Source organism: Parvularcula oceani (assembly GCF_000733125.1).
In the GTDB taxonomy this organism is placed as follows: Bacteria; Pseudomonadota; Alphaproteobacteria; order Caulobacterales; family Parvularculaceae; genus Parvularcula; species Parvularcula oceani.
In genome coordinates this window covers 70,273-87,733 of sequence record NZ_JPHU01000004.1, presented here as the reverse complement: position 1 = coordinate 87,733, position 17,461 = coordinate 70,273, and the positions used below count along the sequence as shown (strand labels likewise).

Here is a 17,461-nt window from a genome sequence, read left to right as displayed (position 1 = left end):
GGCGCTTGCCGCCTCCCGCACCGTCAGATCCGCTCGACCATGCGGGCGACGAGCGGGTGGCGCACCACGTCGCCATGAGCGAAGCGGACGGCGCCGATATCCTCGGCGCCCTTCAGCTTCTCCTCGATCTCAGCGAGGCCGGAGACGCCGGGCAGAAGGTCCGATTGCTGCGGATCTCCGGTGACGACCATGGTCGAATGCCAGCCGAGGCGGGTCAGCAGCATCTTCAGCTGGGCGTAGGTGCAGTTCTGCGCCTCGTCGATGACGATGAAGGCGTTGTTGAGCGTCCGCCCCCGCATGAAGCCGATCGGCGCCACCTCGATCGCGCCCTCCGCCATCAGCGCGCGCACCTTCTTGGCCGACAGCCGGTCCGTCAGCACATCGTAGAGCGGTCGCAGATAGGGGCTGAGCTTCTCCTCCATGTCGCCGGGCAGGTAGCCCAGGCTCTCGCCGGCCTCCACGGCGGGGCGGGAGAGGACGATCCGTCCGACCGTGCCGGCTTCGAGCGCCTCGACCGCCTTTGCCACCGCCAGGTAAGTCTTGCCGGTTCCCGCAGGCCCCGTCGCGAAGACGACCGAGCAATCGTCGATCGCCTTCATCAGCGCGGCCTGCGCCGGCCCGCGCGGGCGGAGGTTCTTCACGAAGCGCTGCTCGCGCTGCGGCTCCTCGGCCGAGATCGGCGACCACCCGTCCTCGAAGAGCTGCCGGACATTGTCCGGCATGGCGCGGCGGTCCTCCGTCGAGGTCTTGCCGGCACGTTTCACGCTGCGTTTGTTGGAACGGCGGGTCATGGATTGGCTCCGTTGCTTGGGGCACAAAAAACCCCGCCGGCGAGGGCGGGGCGACGAGCGGCCGACGAAGGCGAAGCCTGTTCCGATGCGGAAATCCTTCGTGCCATTGCCGGCCTCTTCCTGGCGGGAAGACGATGCTCTCCCCAACGAAGTTTCTGCCGATTCGCGACGATGGGAAGACGACGAGTGCGTGAAGCCTCCGTGACGGCCCTCTTGTGCAGCCCGACCTCTTGTCACCCGGCGCGCAAGGACCGAACCTCCGGAGATGACGAGTTCGGCAGACCCGACCAACGCCGATCGCTATACGCGCGGGGCCCAGCTCCTCCATTGGGGCATCGCGGTACTGATCGTCGGCCAGATCTTCGGCGGGCTGGCGATGCACCGTCTTCCGCAGGACAGCGCTTCCGCCTCCTTCGCCTTCGAGCTTCACGTCTCCTTCGGCCTGACGATCCTGGTCCTGTCCCTCGTCCGGTTGTTCTGGCGCCTGACGCACAGGCCGCCCGCATTGCCGCCGGGGACGGCGCGCTGGGACCGCCTCTTCGCGAGGACGACCCAGGCCCTCTTCTACATCCTGATGATAGGCGTGCCGCTGATCGGCTGGTCGCTCATTTCCAGCGGCGCGGAGGCCTCTCCCGCCGACATCTTCTTCGTCCTGCCGGTCTTTTCCTTGCCGGTGCCCGGCGGGGAGGGCACGGCAAGCGCCCTGTCCGAGCTGCACGAACTCGGAGCCGCGGCAATCCTCGGCCTCCTGATCCTGCACGTGGCCGGTGCGCTCAAGCACCATTATGCGGACGGGGACGATGTCCTTGCCCGCATGGTGCCCGGGATGAAGCCATAGCCGCCGCGCAAGGCGGCCCTTGGATCAGAGGATGCCGCCATCCTCATCGTCTTCGCCCGGAAACTCGATTTCCGGCCGCAGCCGTTCGATCACGTCGCTCGTGTCGAGAATGCCGTTCACCTCTGACGGACGGTCTTCATAGACCTCGATTACGGCCTGCGCCTCATAGGAGTCGTCCGTCGTGATGTTCGTGTCGGTATATCCCACGCCCGCGCCATAGGGGAACGTCGAGTAGTAGTTATAGCCGGTGAACCCGTAAGTGCCGAATGGCGAGCCATAGCCGTAGAGGCCCGGCGCCGTCTCATAGGTCGTATAGGTGTCGAGATCGATCTGCTGCTCGACGTCGCGCGTGCGGAAGCGGAAATAGGGGTGCCCCGTGTTCTGCGCGATCTGCGCAGCGCGGTAGAGGAGATAGGTTTCCACCGTCTCGCGCTCGGTGACGGCGTTGCCTTCGAAGGTCACGCGATAGGTGTTCGGATCGACCTGCGAACTCGTATAGCCGGTCTGATCCGAAGGACCCGCCGCAGGCTCGTAAGGCGTGGGGCTGGCGCATCCAGCAAGGCCCATGGCGAATGCGGCGGTCAGCGTCAGCGTCGTCTTCATTCCATCCTCCGGAGCATCGTTTCAACTTTCGATGTCAGGAGGACAGGACGTTCCACCGTTCCGTTTCGAAACAGGCATGCCTCTCCCCCAGACGTGAAGAGGAGAGGCAGAGGCAAGATCAGTCCATGTCGAAGAGATGGCCTTCCGGCGGCTCCTGCAGGCGGCGGTCGAGATAACCGGCGGCTTTGTCCAGCAGCTGTTCTTCGTGCTGGCTGAAGAAGTGGTCGGCGCCCTCGACCGTCTCGAACTCGATCCGGCGGCCCTTCTGCGTCCGGGTCTTGGCCATGACGTCACGCGTCAGCGAGGGCGGGCATATCTTGTCGTCGGTGCCGTGGATCACGATCCCCGATGAGGGGCAGGGGGCGAGGAAGCTGAAATCGAACAGGTTCGCCGCCGCCGAGATCGAGATGAAGCCGACGATCTCCGGCCGCCGCATCAGGAGCTGCATGCCGACATAGGCGCCGAAGGAGAAGCCCGCGACCCAGGCGAAGGGCGCGGTGGGGTTCAGCTGCTGGAGATAGTCGAGCGCGGTCGCCGCATCGGACAGCTCGCCCTGGCCCTGATCGTATTCGCCTTCGGACTTGCCCACGCCGCGGAAATTGAACCGCATGACCGCGAAGCCGCGCCGCGCGAACATGTGATACATCTCATAGGTGATCTTGTCGTTCATCGTTCCGCCGAATTGCGGATGGGGATGAAGGATCAGCGCGATCGGCGCGTTGTCTTCCTTGGCCTTCTGATAACGGCCTTCGATCCGGCCATCGGGTCCGGGAAAGATGATTTCTGGCATCAAATCCATCCTGCGCACGCGACGAGGCGGCGCGGCTTGCGAAAGTTGACCGGCGCGGTCGGGTTTCCTACCTGCGCCATAGAGTGGTTCGCGCGGCCTATAGCAGGTTCCGCGCGTCTGGCCAGAAATCCGTTCCGGAGGCGCAAGCGCTTTGAAACTGACTGCGAGAGCACGCACCGCCGTCACCGCCATGGCGGATATCGCCGCCTATGGCGAAGGCGCGCCCGTGCCGCTGTCCGAGGTCGCCAAGCGCCAGGTCCTGTCCGTCCCGTTCCTGGAGCAGGTCTTCGGCCAGCTGCGGCGCGCGGGACTGGTCGAGAGCCGCAGGGGCGCAGGCGGGGGATATGTCCTCTCGCGAGATCCTGCCACGCTCTCTCTCGCGGAAGTTGTCGCGGCGGTGGACGAGACGGTGCGCACGACCGCCTGCCCGCCGGGCGGTGAGGTCGGCTGCACCGGGACGAGTGCGCGTTGCCTGACCCATGGCCTGTGGCGCGAGCTCGACGGGCATATCGAAGGCTTCCTCGCCGGCAAATCGCTGGCGGATGTCGCGAAGGGGGCGCCGGTCCATGGCTGAACGCCTCTATCTCGACCACAATGCGACGAGCCCGCTGCGCCCTGCCTGCCGCGAGGCGATGCTGGGCGCGATGGACGCGCCGCGCAATGCGTCTTCGGTCCATGCCGAGGGGCGGGCGGCCAAGCGCCTCGTCGAGGATGCGCGCAGCGCCGTGGCCGAGGCTGTCGGCGCGCCGCGTGAGAGCGTCGTCTTCACCTCCGGCGGGACCGAAGGAGACAATGCCGCGATCCTCGGCCTGGTGCGCGGCGGGCCGAAGGTCTCCCGCATCTTTGTTTCCGCCATCGAGCATGAGGCCGTGCGCCTCGCCGCAGAGCATTCGGGCGTACAGGTCGAGACGCTGCCGGTGACATCTGAAGGCGTGGCGGACCTCGAATGGCTGGCGCAGCGCCTGTCGGATTACGATGCGAAGTCCGAGGGGGCGTTCCTCCTCTGCCTGATGCTCGCCAATAACGAGACCGGCGTCATCCAGCCGGTCGCCGAGGCCGCCGCGATCGCGCGCCGCGCGGGCGGTTATGTGCTGACCGATGCTGTTCAGGCCTTCGGCAAGATCCCGGTCGATTTCTCGACCCTGGGCGCGGATATCCTCGTCCTCTCCGCGCACAAGGCGGGCGGCCCCGTGGGCGTCGGCGCCATGGTGGTGATGCCCGGCCTCGCCTTCGAGCCGTTCCAGCGGGGGGGCGGGCAGGAAGAATATCGCCGCGCGGGCACGCACAACGTCGCGGCCATTGCGGGCTTCGGCGCGCTGGCGGAAGCCGCGCGGCCCGAAGACTACGCATCCCTCGCGGCGATCCGTGACCGGATCGAGGCCGGGCTGCCGGAGAGCGTCCGGGTCTGGGGCAGAGACGCGCCCCGCCTGCCCAACACGCTCTGCATCAGCGCGCGAGGGTTCCCGTCCGAGACCCAGCTCATGGTGATGGACCTCGCGGGGCTTGCCGTCTCGGCGGGCTCGGCCTGCTCGTCGGGCAAGGTGCGGACCTCGCCGGTCCTCTCCGCCATGGGCGCGAGCGAGGACGAGGCGCGCTGCGCGCTGCGGGTCTCGCTCGGCTGGGACACGCCGGAAGACGCAGGCGAGCGGTTCCTCGCCGCCTGGACCAAGGAATACGAACGCGTCGCAAGGAAGGTCGCGTAATGTCGGAAGTGAAAGTCAAGGAAGGCATCGAGCAGAGCACGGTCGACACCGTGGAAGAGCTCGGCACCTATAAGCACGGCTTCGTCACCAATATCGAATCCGAGAAGGCGCCCAAGGGCCTGAACGCGGACACGGTCCGCTATATCTCGGCCAAGAAGGACGAGCCCGAATGGATGCTGCAATACCGCCTGGAGGCCTTCGAGCGGTGGCAGAAGCTCGATGAGCCCAACTGGGCCAATGTCGGCTATCCGCCTATCGATTATCAGGACCAGTATTATTACGCCGAACCCAAATCCGGCGCGAAATACGAGTCCCTCGACGACGTCCCGCCGGAGATCCTCGCCGACTTCGAAAAGCTCGGAATCCCGCTCAAGGAGGCGGAAGTCCTGCTCGGCGTCGAGGGCGCGGAGGCGAGCCCTGCGCAGGCCCGGAACGCGGGCAGCCAGGTCGCCGTGGACGCCGTGTTCGACTCGGTCTCGGTCGCCACGACCTTCAAGAAGGAGCTTCAGAAGGCCGGCGTGATCTTCATGTCGATCTCGGAGGCGATCCGCGAACATCCGGATCTCGTCCGGCAATATCTCGGCTCGGTCGTGCCGCCATCAGACAACTATTTCGCGACGCTCAACGCGGCGGTCTTCTCGGACGGCACCTTCGTCTATGTGCCCAAGGGCGTGCGCTGCCCGATGGAGCTGTCGACCTATTTCCGCATCAACGAGGCCAATACCGGCCAGTTCGAGCGCACGCTGATCGTCGCGGATGAGGGCGCCTACGTCAGCTACCTCGAAGGCTGCACCGCGCCCATGCGCGACGAGAACCAGCTCCACGCCGCCGTGGTCGAGCTGGTCGCGCTGACCGATGCCGAGATCAAATACTCGACCGTCCAGAACTGGTATCCCGGCGACAAGGACGGGAAGGGCGGCATCTACAATTTCGTCACCAAGCGCGCCGACTGTCGCGGCGACCGCTCCAAGGTGTCGTGGACGCAGGTTGAGACGGGCTCGGCGGTGACGTGGAAATATCCCTCCTGCATCCTGCGCGGGGACGACAGCCAGGGCGAGTTCTACTCGATCGCCATCACCAATAACCATCAGCAGGCGGATACCGGCACCAAGATGGTGCATCTCGGCAAGCGCACCAAGTCGCGCATCGTCTCCAAGGGCATCAGCGCCGGTCAGTCGGACCAGACCTATCGCGGCCTCGTCTCGATCAACGCCCGCGCCGACGACGCGCGCAACTTCACCCAGTGCGACAGCCTGCTGATCGGCGACCGCTGCGGCGCGCACACCGTGCCTTATGTCGAGGACAAGAGCGCCTCGGCCGTGCTTGAGCACGAAGCGACGACCTCGAAGCTCTCAGAGGACCAGCTCTTCTACGCGATGCAGCGGGGCCTCGATGAAGAAGAGGCCGTCGCCCTCCTAGTCAATGGCTTCTGCCGCGAGGTGCTGCAGGAACTGCCGATGGAGTTTGCGGTGGAAGCGCAGAAGCTCGTGCAGGTGAGCCTTGAAGGGAGCGTGGGGTGATTGAGGGACCTCGCTATATCAGCCGACCTGATCCAGACTATCCGGGCGACGAACTGATTGAACCTAGAAACACGCCCGCGCGCGTGCTGCTTTGGTTCGCGCTCTTGTCAGTATTCGGTCTGATAATCGGCATCGTGATGATGATCGATGGAACGGTCGTTCTTGGAGCGCTCGTGGCAACGACATGCTTGTCAACTTCGATCGGAGCTTGGTGGCTAATCGGCAGGCATACGCAGAAGGTGGAGAGTGTAAGATGAGGTGGCTTCTCCTTTCCGCCTTCCTCCTCGCCGCCTGCGGCGGGAGCGACGAGGACGTCACGCTCGAAACAGAAGGCACCGTGCCGCCCTCGGCGCCGACCGAAGAGCCGCTGGCGATCGGGACGACCTATGCCGATATCGACACGCTGGTCGCGGCCGTGGCGCCCGAGGCGCCTGATATCGAGATCGAGGCGCGCCCGCAGAACGATGGCGAGCGCCGAATCGTCATCGTGGCGAGCGGCTATGAGGACGACAGCATCGCCGCCGAACGTTTCGAAATCAGCGCCGAGGAGGGGCCGGACGGCCTCACCGTCACGGCGCTCGACAAGACCCACCGCTGCTATCGCGGCGACACACAAGATTGGACCACGGAGCTTTGTCCGTGAGGAGTGGAAACAGAAGAAACCCGTCACTGCAGGTCACTGCGGCGGCTGGACAACGAGGGGCCAAGACCGGGAGAGGGGCAGCCTCTTCCCGGCCGTGGTTTGAGCGGCGGGGTCGGTCCTTCGGCAACTACTCGCTCCGCCCTGTGGGTGTCGGAGGTTGGGTTTATTCCGCTGGCGCTGTGCTGTTCGCCCTCTTAGGTGCTCCATACTTCATGTTTGTCCTCCGTCCTCTCGTGTACGGCTTATTCGGCGTGTTCGATGCGCCAGTTCCGGCAGAAGTGAAGCTTGTGGTGCTATTGGTTGCTCCCTTCCTCTGGATCGGCATCGCATGGCTCGTCGCTTTGTCTTTCATTCCGCGCCAACGCATCGTCGAGAAAACGACTGAAGGTTGCTCCTGATATGCTGAACATCGAAAACCTCACTGTAGAGATTGAGAACAACCGCATCCTCGATGCCCTCTCCCTGTCGGTTCCGGCCGGGGAGGTGCATGCCATCATGGGGCCGAACGGCTCGGGCAAGTCGACGCTCAGCTATACGGTGGCGGGGCGCCCGGGATACGAGCCCGTCTCGGGCGACGTGACGCTGAACGGCGAGAGCCTGATCGGGCTCGAGCCCGACGAGCGGGCGGCGAAGGGCGTCTTCCTGTCCTTCCAGCAGCCGGTCGCTATTCCGGGCGTCGCGACGATGAACTTCCTCCGCACCGCGCTCAACGCGCAGCGAAAGGCGCGCGGGGAGGAGGAGATGTCCTCCGCCGACTTCCTCAAGGTCTTCCGCGAGCATGCCAAGACGGTCGGCCTGACGCCCGACAAGCTCAAGCGGCCCTTCAACGAAGGCTTCTCGGGCGGCGAGAAGAAGCGGATGGAGATGCTGCAGATGGCGCTCTTCCAGCCGCGCTTCGCCATCATGGACGAGACCGATAGCGGCCTCGACATCGACGCGCTGAAGATGGTGGGCGAGGTGGTGAACGCGCTCCGCGCCCCCGACCGCGGCTTCCTCGTCATCACGCACTATCAGCGCCTCCTCGACTATGTGAAGCCCGACCGCATTCACGTCCTCGCCGGCGGCCGCATCGTCCATTCGGGCGGCCCGGAACTCGCGCGCGAACTCGAAGAGGGCGGCTACGAGCAGTTCAAGGCGGAGGCGGCGTAACCGTGAGCGCACCCATCACCCTCACCGCTTTCGAGGACCGCCTCTTCGCCGACCTGCCGCAGGGCGAGGTCGCCGAGGCGCTCAAGTCGCGCGGCCTGCCCTCGCGCCGGGCCGAGGCGTGGAAGTGGTCCGACCTGCGCGCCGCTCTGCGCGACGAGAAGCAGGCTTCCGGCGATTATGTCGGCGAGGTGCCGCCTGCGCCGCTGTCGCTCGATGGCGCGGTCGTCCTGACGATCCGCAACGGCACGGCGCATATGGACGATGCGGCGCTGCCGGACGGGATCGGCATGACGCGCGGCCTGCCCGAGCCCGGCGTGCTGCCCGATGCGGACCTCGCCAGCCTCGCAACCGCCGCCCACACGCTGACGATCGAGTTACAAGGCAATCCCCCGCCGCTGATCGTTCGCAGGCTGTCCGATGGTGAAGGCCGCCACGCCGACCGCCTCCGCGTGCGCCTCGCCCCCGGAACCTGCGCCACGCTGGTCGAGACGCATGAGGCGCAGGGCGCGCCGTTTGCGAACAGCCTGACGGAAATCGCGGTGGGCGAGGGCGCGAACCTCACCCGCCTGATCGCCCAACCGGCTGCGGACGACGCGGTGATCGTACACACCACGCTCGCCTCGCTCGCCGAGAAAGCGAGCCTCGGCCAGACGGCGATCGCGCTCGGCGGCGCGCTGGTCCGGCACGAGACGCGCCTCGTCCAAAACGGCGAGAGCCATGCGCAGCTCGACGGCCTCTACCGCCTGACGGGCAAGCGGCACTGCGACACCACCACTCATGTCGACTATGTCGGCGAGGGTGCGGAGACGAGCCAGCTCGTCAAGGGCGTCGCCTCCGGCCGCGCGCGCGGCGTCTTCCAGGGCAAGTTCCACGTCGCCCGCGGTGCGCAGCACACGGACGCCAAGATGGCGCATCACGCGCTGCTCCTGGAGCAGGGCGCGCAGATCAATGCCAAGCCCGAGCTGGAGATCTATGCCGACGACGTCGAATGCGCCCATGGCAACACGGCGGGCGCGCTCGACCCCGAGGCGATGTTCTACCTCCGCCAGCGCGGCCTCTCGGAAGAGCAGGCGCGCAGCCTGCTGATCGACGCCTTCGCCGGAGAGGTTCTGGCACGGGTGCAGGACGAGGGCGTGCGCGAGCAGCTGGAACGGGTGTTCCGGGCGGGGCTGGAATGACGACCCGCCCTTCGAGCGGCGAGACGACAGTATCCGAGGTCAGATCATGACATTCGATCCGCAAGCCTTCCGCGAGCAGTTCCCGATCCTCTCCCGCGAGGTCTACGGCAAGCCGCTGCGCTATCTCGACAACGCCGCGAGCGTTCAGAAGCCGCAAGCGGTCATCGACCGGCTGACGGAAGTGATGACCCATTCCTACGCCAACGTTCACAGGGGGCTCCACGCCCTCTCGAACGAAGCGACGACGGCCTATGAGCAGGCGCGGGAGTCGGCGCGCGCCTATCTCGATGCCGCCAGCCCCGACGAGGTGATCTTCACCATGGGGGGTACGGACGGGTTCAACCTTGTCGCCAACGTCCTCGGCCAGAACGCGATAGGCGAGGGCGATGAGATCCTCCTCACAGAGATGGAGCATCACTCCAATATCGTCCCCTGGCACTTCCTGCGCAAGCGCAAGGGCGCGGTGCTGAAATGGCTGGAGGTGGATGAGGACGGCAATGTCGATCTCGACGCCTATCGCGCCGCCTTCACCGACAGGACGAGGCTCGTCGCGGTGACGCACCAGTCCAACGTCCTCGGCGCCTATACGCCGCTCAAGGAGATGGCGAAGATCGCGCATGAGCACGACGCGCTGATCATCGCCGATGGCTGCCAGGCGGCGGTACACGGGCCGGTGGACGTGCGCGACCTCGGCGTCGATTTCTACGTCGTCACTGGGCACAAGCTCTACGGCCCCTCCGGCATCGGTCTCCTCTACGGCCGCAAGGACCTCCTCGACAGCCTGCCGCCCTATCGCGGCGGCGGCGAGATGATCGATATCGTCGAAAAGGACCGCATCACCTATAACGTCGCGCCTCACCGCTTCGAGGCCGGCACGCCGCCGATCCTGGAAGCCATCGGGCTCGGCACGGCGCTCGACTTCGTGCGGGAGCAGGACATCGAGGGCCTGCGCGCGCATGAGGACGCGCTGACCGCCCACGCGATGGAGGCGCTCCGAGAGCTGAACTTCGTCACGATCTACGGGGCGCAAGCGGGCAAGGGACCCGTCATCGCCTTCAACCTCGACGGCGCGCATCCGCATGACGTCGCGACGATCCTCGATCGGCAGGGCGTAGCCGTCAGGGCAGGGCACCATTGCTGCCAGCCGCTGATGGGGCGCCTCGGCGTCAGCGCCACGGCGCGGGCGAGCTTCGCGGCCTACAACACGCATGAAGAGGTGGATGCGCTGGCCGAGGCCTGTCGCAAGGCGAAAGACCTCCTCGGCTGATCAGCCCTCGACCGGATCGGTCAGGATGCCGAGCGCGGCATGGAGGCTGACGAGGGCGGAATAGAAGCGGAAGCGGGCATCCGTCTCGGACAGCGCCGCGCCGTAATAGGCTTCGTTGGCGAGCACGAGGTCGGTCAGCGTTTTCGTACCGCGCTCATATTCCGTCGTCGTCGCATCGAGCTGGATCCGCGCTTCCGAGGCCGCTTCGAGCAGCGCCTCGCCTGCGGCCTGCGCGGCCTTGGCGCGTGCGAGGGCGCGGCGCACGCGGTCCTCCAGGATCAGGCGCTCGAAGTCCCTGTCGGCCTGCGCCCCCTTGAGCCGCGCGCGGGCGTCGAGCCGCTGCGCCCGGTGCCGGCCGCCCGTGTAGAGGTCCTGCCGGATCGAGATGCCGAGACGGGCTTCGTTCTCGTCCTGGCCGAACAGGGGGTCCTGCTGATGGAGCGCGAACGCGTTGGCGGAGACGGTCGGAAGGTTCGCCCGCTGCGCTTCGGACAGGCTGGCGCTCGCGGCCGTCACGGCGGAGCGCGCGCGCCGCAGCGCGAAGGAGCGGTCGGTCGCCCGCGCGACGGCGGCCTCCGGCGACAGGGCGAGAAGCGCCCCCGCATTTGCGCCCAAGAGCTCCGTGACGCTTTCGAGCGCGACGCAGGGCACGGCCCTGTCCGTCAGCACGCGCAGGCGGACGAGCGCCGCTTCCGCCTCGACCTCGGCATCGAGCGTGCGCGAGCGGGCGGTGGCGTAGCGGGCGCGGATCTGGCTCGCGTCGGTCAAGGTGATGACCTGCCGCTCGAGGCGGCCTTCCGCCTGTAGCGCGTCGCTTTCATAGGCGCGGGCCTGTTCGGCGGTCAGGCCTGCGACGGCGCGCGTGCGCAGCGTGTCGAGATAGGCGAGGGCGACGCCTTCGGCGACGTCGATCTGCGCCTCGGCCACTCCCGCCCGGGCCGCCTCCAGCTGCGCGCGCGCCGCGGCCTGCGCCGCCTTCCGCGCGCCGAAGGAGAAGAGCTCCTGGGTCGCCTGAATGCCGTAGCTGTCTCCGCGCGTGGTATCGAGCGGCTGGGTGTTGCCGAGGCTCGCCTGACCGAAGAGCGACACATCGGGCAGATTGCGCGAATAGGCGGCCAGCGCATTCGCGCGCGCCTGTTCCTTGTCGGCCTCCGCCCCCTCGATGCGCGGGTCGAAATCGAGCGCCTCGCGCAGCGCCGTCTCGAAGCGCAGGCAGCTCTCCTGCGCCGCCGCGGCGCCGGGGAGCAGGCCTGCGAGCCCGGCTGCGAGGAGGAGCGCCCGCCGCACGGGGCTCAGTTCATCCTCGAGCCGCGCGACAGCGTCGCGGAGACCGGCTCGAAGACATAGTCGAGCAGGGTCCGGCTGCGCCCCGACGCGATGAAGGCGTCGACGGGCATGCCCGGGATGATCTCGATCCGCGCTTCGGGGTCGAGTTCCTCCGCATCGAGCGCCAGCCGCGCCTCGTAGTAATAGGTGCGGGTCGCAGGGTCCTCCACCAGATCGGCGCTGACGCCGATCACCTGGCCGGGCAGGCGGGGCGCGATGAACGACTTGTAGGCGGTCAGCTGCGCCTCGACCGCCTGTCCGGGGCTGACCGCATCGCGGTCGGTGGGCGAGAGGCGGACCGAAGCGATCAGCTCGGCGGAGCTCGGCACGATCTCCATGATCGGCTCGCCCTGTCGAACGACGCCGCCAATGGTCGAGACATCGAGGTTCAGGACCGCGCCGGAGATCGGCGCCCGGATCACGGTCCTCGCGAGGCGGTCCTCGGTTCCGCGAAGGCGCTCCCGAGCGGCGAGGGCGCCGGCCTGCGCCTGGACGATCTCGCGGCCCGTTTCCTCGGCCAGCCGAGCGCGGGCCTGGGTGATCTCGTCCTCGGCCTGGCGGATGCCGGCGAGGGCTTCGTTCCGGCTGCCCGTGAGGCGGGCGAGGTCCGATTCGAGGCCCGACACCTCCCGCTGAAGGCGCTGGACATTGCCGATGGTCTCCAGCCGCTCGGCCAGCATCTCGCGGCGCAAGGCGAGATCCTCTCTCGCGCTTGCGAGCGCGGCTTCGGTCGCCTGGATCTGGCCACGAAGATCGTCTGCACGCCCTTCGAGCGAGGCCCTGCGGCTCGTCAGGACCTCGAGTTCGGCATCGCGGGCGGCGCGCTGCTGATCGAACAGCGCCTGTTGCCGGGCGCGGATGTCCTCGCGAACCGCGGCCTCGACCGGAATGCCTTCGAGCGCTTCGAAGGATGCGCTGTCGCGGCCTGCGCGCAGGGCGGTGAGGCGTTCGAGCGTCGCCGTCTGCACCGCGAGTTCCTGCGCCAGCTCGTCCCGCGCGGCCTCCGATTGCAGCGGTTCGAGTTCCAGAAGAACCTCGCCCGCTTCGACCATATCGCCTTCACCCACATAGAGGGCGCGGATGATGCCGCCCTCGTAATGCTCGACGGCCTTGCGGTCGTCCTCCACCACGATCTGTCCCGAAGCGGTGACGCCTTCTTCGAGCGGCGCGATCCCCGCCCATAAAAGGAAGCCGCCAAAGCCCACGGCGCAGGCGAGGGCGGACCATCGCACGGAGCGGTCGGAGAGAGGCGAGAGGCGGTCGCCGCTCCTCATGACGCGCTCCCATCGGGGAGCGGCATCGCGACCGTGACCGGCGCTGTGCCCGATCCGCCCGTGCCTTCGGGGGCGTCCCCGCCGGTCTCGACCTTGGGCCGGGCCTGGGCGGGCTGTCCCCGGCGGCTGCGCCGCAGATCGGAGACGCGCTTGAGGTAGTCTTCGCGCGGAGAGAGGACGATCTTGCGGTCCTGGATCAGCATGACCTGATCGGCCGCATTGATGAGGCGCAGGTCGTGGGTCGCGATGATGGCGGTCACGTCGCGCTCGCTCTGCGGTTGGCGGGCATAAGCGGCGAAGCGGCCCATCAGCGCCGCCGCGAGGTTCGCGTCAAGATGCGCGGTCGGCTCGTCGAGAAGGAGGAGGGCCGGATGGCCGAAAAAGGCGCGGGCGAGGCCGATGCTCTGGCGCTGGCCCGCGGACAGGTGCACCCCGCCTTCGCCGATGGGCGTGTCATAGGCCTTGGGCAGGGTCAGGATCATGTCGTGGCAGCCGACCCGCCGCGCCGCCTCGAACACCCGCTCCGGATCGGCATCGGTGAACCGGCAGATATTCTCGAAGACGGTGCCGGTCAGAAGCTCGACGTGCTGGGGCAGATAGCCGACGAAGCGGCCCCGGTCGCGCGCGTCCCAGCTCGCGAGGTCGCGGCCGCCGAGGCGGACCGTGCCGTGCTGCGGCGCCCAGGCGCCCGCGACGGATTGCAGGAAGGACGTCTTGCCCGCGCCTGACGGCCCCAGAAGCGCGATCAGGCCGCCGCGCGGCAGCTCGACCGTCATCTGCGGCAGGAGCGGCTTTTTCGAGCCGGGAATGCCGACGGCGAACTCCTCGAGCTTCAGGACGGGGTCCGGCCGGGGCAGCGCGGTGACCGCCGCCACCTCCATCGGCAGGTCGGAGGCGTCATGGGTGTCGACCCACTCCGAAAGCTCCCGCCAGGCCTTGCGGCCGAGAATGACCTGGCGCCAAATCGACACGGTCTGGTCGATGGGGGCGAGGCCGCGTCCCATGATGATCGAGCCCGCGATGATCGAGCCGGGCGTGATCGCGCCGGCGACGGCCAGGGCCGCGCCACTTCCCAGAATGGCGATCTGCAGGATCTGACGGAAAGAGCGCGTGGTCGAGGACAGGTAGGTTGCCCCTTCGCCCGCGGCGATATTGGTATCCACCGCTTCGCGCCGCAGCTGCTGCCAGCGGCCGACCGCCCGGTCGGTCATGCCCATGGAAACGATGGCGGCGCGCTGTCGGACGAGATGGCCCAGATGGCTCTGCGCCCGCTGATCCTGCTTCCCGGCCTCCTCGACGCTCTTGCGCGACAGGCGGTCCGTCAGGACGGCGAGAGCCAGGAGAACGCCCGCGCCCGCGAGGCTGATGAGGCCCAGAACCGGGTGGATGACGAAGAGGACTAGGATGAAGAGCGGGACGAAGGGAATGTCGAACAGGGGGCTGAGCGTGCCCTGAAGGAGGAGGCCCTGGACGCGGGAGAGATTGCCGACCGCCGCCACCGTCCTGGCCGAAGGCGTGCCCGCCGCCGCGAGGCCCCGCCGCAGGGTCATGCCGTCGAGCGACTCTCCCAGGATCTGCCCCGCGCGCGCCAGCACGCGTTTCCGGCCGCCTTCCGCGGCGATGTAGAGGAGCAGGAGGAAGACCGCGATCAGGCTCAGCAGGATCAAGGTCTCGATCGAACGCGAGGCCAGGACGCGGTCATAGACCTGCAGCATGTAGAGGGGCGAGACGAGGAAGAGCAGGTTGACGACGACCGAAAAGCCGGCAGCCGCCCAGAGATGATTGCGCAGCCGCCGCGCCGCGCGGCGGCTCAGCCGGGCATCGCCCGGCTCGGTCTCGACGCCCGCAAGAGAAGCGCTTGCGGCGAGCCGGTCCTGCGGCGCGTCCGCGATCTGCACCTGGTTCTGTGTCATGACGGGCGCACCATAGGGGAAGGCGCCTCCGCCGGAAACGCGGGCGCGCCTTGATTCTTCTTTACCCCCGAATGCTTATCTCAGCAGGGCAAAGACATGCTTAACCAGCTTCCGCCGCGCCGTCCTGCTCCGGTCCGTCCTCGCCGAGCCAGGTGGCGAGAACGCCCTTGAGGGCGTCCTTCTTGATCGGCTTGTTGACGATGCCGTCCATACCGGCGGCGAGGCAGGCGGCGCGGTCCTCGTCCATGACATGGGCGGTCGCCGCGATGACGGGGCAGGGCGAGGCGCCGGATCCCCCTTCGATCTTGCGCAGCTCCCGCGTGGCTTCGAGGCCGTCCATTTCCGGCATCGAGACGTCCATGAGGATGAGGTCCGGTTTCTGCTGGCGATAGGCCTCGAGCGCCTCGAGGCCCGTATTGGCCAGGCGGACCTCGGCGCCGAGGCCGGCCAGCATGGTCTTGATGACCATCTGGTTCACGACATTGTCCTCGGCGACGATGATGTCGTAGCGCGGCTGGTCGGCCGCCGCGACGGCAGAGGTGGTGGCCTGCGCCTTGCGGATGGATTCCCGGTAGAGGGCGCTCGCCACCGCATCCATGAGCTGGCTCGCGCGGACCGGCTTGGTCAGCCAGGCCGAAAAGCGCCGCCCCGCCGCCTTGTTCGCTTCGCCCCGATGGGACAGCGAGGACAGCATGATCGCCGGTCCCTCATAGCCGTGCCGCTCGGTCAGGAGATCCATCATCTCGATCCCGTCCGTATGCGGCATGTTGAAGTCGGTGATGACGAGGTCGAACGGCCCGCTTTCGGCGAAGGCCCGGCTCGCCTCCTCAGCGCCGCCGGCGGCCGTCACACGCATCCCCCACCGGCGGGTGTGGTCGGCCACGATCCGGCGGTTGTACGAATTGTCGTCGACGACGAGGACGGCGAGTCCGCGAAGCGCGGGCAGGGCCTGGTCGGTGATCGAGGCGGCGGCGTCCGGATCGACGGGCAGCGGCAATTCGACCGTGAAGCAGGAGCCCTTTCCGACCTGGCTGCGCACCCCGATCCGGCCGCCCATCAACTCGGTGAGGCTGCGGGAGATCGACAGGCCGATGCCCGTGCCCTGATAGCGGCGGGTCGAGGTGTTGTCGGCCTGTTCGAATTTCTCGAACATGCGCTCCTGCAGGCCGGCGGGGATGCCGATGCCCGTGTCCTCGACCTCGATCCGCACGGCGGCGACGCGGTTCTTGACCGTGCCGGTGACGCGGGCCGCGACATGGCCGCGATCGGTGAATTTGACCGCATTGCCGACGAGATTGGTCACGATCTGGCGGATGCGGCCGCCATCGCCGATGAAGGCCTGCGGCAGGTCGGACTGGTATTCGACGATCAGCTCGACGTCCTTTTCCTGAGCCCGCGTCGCCATCAGCGTCATGACGTCCTGCACCGAGCTGCGCAGGTCGAAGGGCTCGGGCGCGATCGTCATCTTGCCGGCCTCGATCTTCGAGAAATCGAGGATGTCGTTGATGATCGTCACCAGCGCCGAGCCCGAAGACAGCATGATCTTGGCCAGTTCGCGCTGCTTTTCGTCGAGGTCGGTCTCGAGCAGGATCTCGGCCACGCCGATGACGCCGTTCATGGGCGTGCGGATCTCGTGGCTCATATTGGCGAGGAAGTCGGATTTCGCGCGGCTGGCATCCTTTGCGAGCTTGGCCGCGCGCTCGGCCTTCAGGCGCGCCACCTGGAGGCTGCGGACCATGCGGCTGAGGGTCTGGCTGAGGCGCTGGGTCTCTTCCGAGCCGTTCGCGGGGAAGGTGATGTCGAAATCGTCCTCCGCGATCCGGCCGGCCGCGCGGGAGAGCTGCTCCAGCGGCTTGGTAATCGAGCGGGCGACGAGATAGGCGCCGAAAAAGGCGAGAAGCGCGATGGGCAGGCCGCCGATCATGTTGCGCTGCAGGGCGGACCAGGCGGACTGCCAGAAATCGATTGTTCGGGTGCGGACGACGAGGGCGCCCACCGTGCTGCCGTCGGGGGCCTCGAGCGGCTCGATCACCACGAGGCCGTCCCATGTCTCCGCGACGGTGCGGTTGGCGCCTGCGAGAACCGCCGCGAGCGCTTTCTGCTCGGCATCGTCGAGATAGCCCGACGGCGTGCCGTATTCCTCGCCATGCTGCAGGTGGATCGTCGCTTCGCAGACCTCATCGCGCCCCTGGACCGCCGAGATCACGGCCGAAACGGCGCTGAGGCTGCCCTCCGTGATCGCCGATTCCAAAGCGACGGCGGCGAGGTCGGCCGTTGCGACGGCCTCGTCATAGGCCTGCTCGTCGGCGGCCTTGGTCACGCGGAAGGCCGAGACCAGCGACAGGCCGACCGTCAGCGTTGTCAGGACGAGCAGGATCGTGAGGACCAGGCGGACGAAAAGGCCGTTGGTCAGGCCTCTGAGGGCACCGCGCAAGCGGGTAATGCGATCGCTCATGGGCCCCCTCC

General features: G+C 67.4%; 16 protein-coding genes. 9 read left to right on the top strand and 7 right to left on the bottom strand.

The genetic code is table 11. The features are described 5' to 3' along the window. Positions 1-23: 23 nt before the first annotated feature. On the bottom strand, positions 24-791 hold the full coding sequence (locus IE88_RS0106325) for a PhoH family protein (protein WP_031551789.1): 768 nt from the start codon (positions 789-791) through the stop codon (positions 24-26). A 265-nt stretch (positions 792-1,056) separates the two neighbouring features. Between IE88_RS0106325 and IE88_RS0106320 the strand changes: the two genes are divergently transcribed. Then, entirely contained in the window at positions 1,057-1,629 is a 573-nt protein-coding gene (locus IE88_RS0106320; protein WP_031551787.1) for a cytochrome b, read from the top strand. 24 nt (positions 1,630-1,653) lie between these two features. Here the strand turns inward: IE88_RS0106320 and IE88_RS17200 are convergent, their stop codons facing one another. Continuing rightward, positions 1,654-2,232 (bottom strand): CC0125/CC1285 family lipoprotein, encoded by a 579-nt coding sequence (locus tag IE88_RS17200; protein ID WP_051881595.1) that lies wholly within the window; start codon positions 2,230-2,232, stop codon positions 1,654-1,656. A gap of 118 nt (positions 2,233-2,350) precedes the next feature. Continuing rightward, on the bottom strand, positions 2,351-3,022 hold the full coding sequence (locus tag IE88_RS0106310) for an alpha/beta hydrolase (protein ID WP_031551782.1): 672 nt from the start codon (positions 3,020-3,022) through the stop codon (positions 2,351-2,353). A gap of 151 nt (positions 3,023-3,173) precedes the next feature. Between IE88_RS0106310 and IE88_RS0106305 the strand changes: the two genes are divergently transcribed. The 8 genes from IE88_RS0106305 to IE88_RS0106275 all read left to right on the top strand — a co-directional run bounded on the left by IE88_RS0106305 (position 3,174) and on the right by IE88_RS0106275 (position 10,482). Next, positions 3,174-3,596 (top strand): Rrf2 family transcriptional regulator, encoded by a 423-nt coding sequence (locus IE88_RS0106305; protein ID WP_202900441.1) that lies wholly within the window; start codon positions 3,174-3,176, stop codon positions 3,594-3,596. Beyond that, complete coding sequence (locus tag IE88_RS0106300; RefSeq protein WP_031551766.1) at positions 3,589-4,725, top strand: cysteine desulfurase family protein; 1,137 nt, start codon at positions 3,589-3,591, stop codon at positions 4,723-4,725. The genes IE88_RS0106305 and IE88_RS0106300 overlap by 8 nt, the downstream gene beginning before the upstream one ends. Continuing rightward, complete coding sequence (gene sufB, locus IE88_RS0106295) at positions 4,725-6,245, top strand: Fe-S cluster assembly protein SufB (protein WP_031551762.1); 1,521 nt, start codon at positions 4,725-4,727, stop codon at positions 6,243-6,245. Before IE88_RS0106300 ends, sufB begins: the two co-directional genes overlap by 1 nt. Before the next feature lie 253 nt (positions 6,246-6,498). After that, the gene (locus IE88_RS0106290; protein WP_031551760.1) at positions 6,499-6,888 is read left to right on the top strand and encodes a hypothetical protein; all 390 of its coding nucleotides are present in this window, start codon (positions 6,499-6,501) and stop codon (positions 6,886-6,888) included. 179 nt (positions 6,889-7,067) lie between these two features. Then, complete coding sequence (locus IE88_RS18105; protein WP_156032434.1) at positions 7,068-7,286, top strand: hypothetical protein; 219 nt, start codon at positions 7,068-7,070, stop codon at positions 7,284-7,286. Between the two features lies 1 nt (position 7,287). Next, a complete protein-coding gene (sufC, locus tag IE88_RS0106285; protein ID WP_031551756.1) occupies positions 7,288-8,037 on the top strand; it encodes a Fe-S cluster assembly ATPase SufC in 750 nt (249 codons plus the stop codon). A gap of 2 nt (positions 8,038-8,039) precedes the next feature. Continuing rightward, positions 8,040-9,215 (top strand): Fe-S cluster assembly protein SufD, encoded by a 1,176-nt coding sequence (sufD, locus tag IE88_RS0106280; protein WP_051881593.1) that lies wholly within the window; start codon positions 8,040-8,042, stop codon positions 9,213-9,215. A gap of 46 nt (positions 9,216-9,261) precedes the next feature. Further along, positions 9,262-10,482: a SufS family cysteine desulfurase gene (locus IE88_RS0106275; protein WP_031551751.1), complete on the top strand. Its 1,221-nt coding sequence runs from the start codon at positions 9,262-9,264 to the stop codon at positions 10,480-10,482. Here the strand turns inward: IE88_RS0106275 and IE88_RS0106270 are convergent, their stop codons facing one another. The 4 genes from IE88_RS0106270 to IE88_RS0106255 form a co-directional block, all read right to left on the bottom strand. Then, positions 10,483-11,769 (bottom strand): TolC family protein, encoded by a 1,287-nt coding sequence (locus tag IE88_RS0106270; protein WP_031551749.1) that lies wholly within the window; start codon positions 11,767-11,769, stop codon positions 10,483-10,485. A 5-nt stretch (positions 11,770-11,774) separates the two neighbouring features. Then, complete coding sequence (locus tag IE88_RS0106265; protein ID WP_031551744.1) at positions 11,775-13,082, bottom strand: HlyD family type I secretion periplasmic adaptor subunit; 1,308 nt, start codon at positions 13,080-13,082, stop codon at positions 11,775-11,777. Then, positions 13,079-14,995 carry a type I secretion system permease/ATPase gene (locus tag IE88_RS0106260; protein WP_051881592.1) on the bottom strand — a complete coding sequence of 639 codons (1,917 nt, stop codon included), beginning with the start codon at positions 14,993-14,995 and terminating at the stop codon, positions 13,079-13,081. Before IE88_RS0106260 ends, IE88_RS0106265 begins: the two co-directional genes overlap by 4 nt. 100 nt (positions 14,996-15,095) lie before the next feature. Then, entirely contained in the window at positions 15,096-17,450 is a 2,355-nt protein-coding gene (locus IE88_RS0106255; protein WP_051881591.1) for a hybrid sensor histidine kinase/response regulator, read from the bottom strand. Positions 17,451-17,461 lie beyond the last annotated feature (11 nt).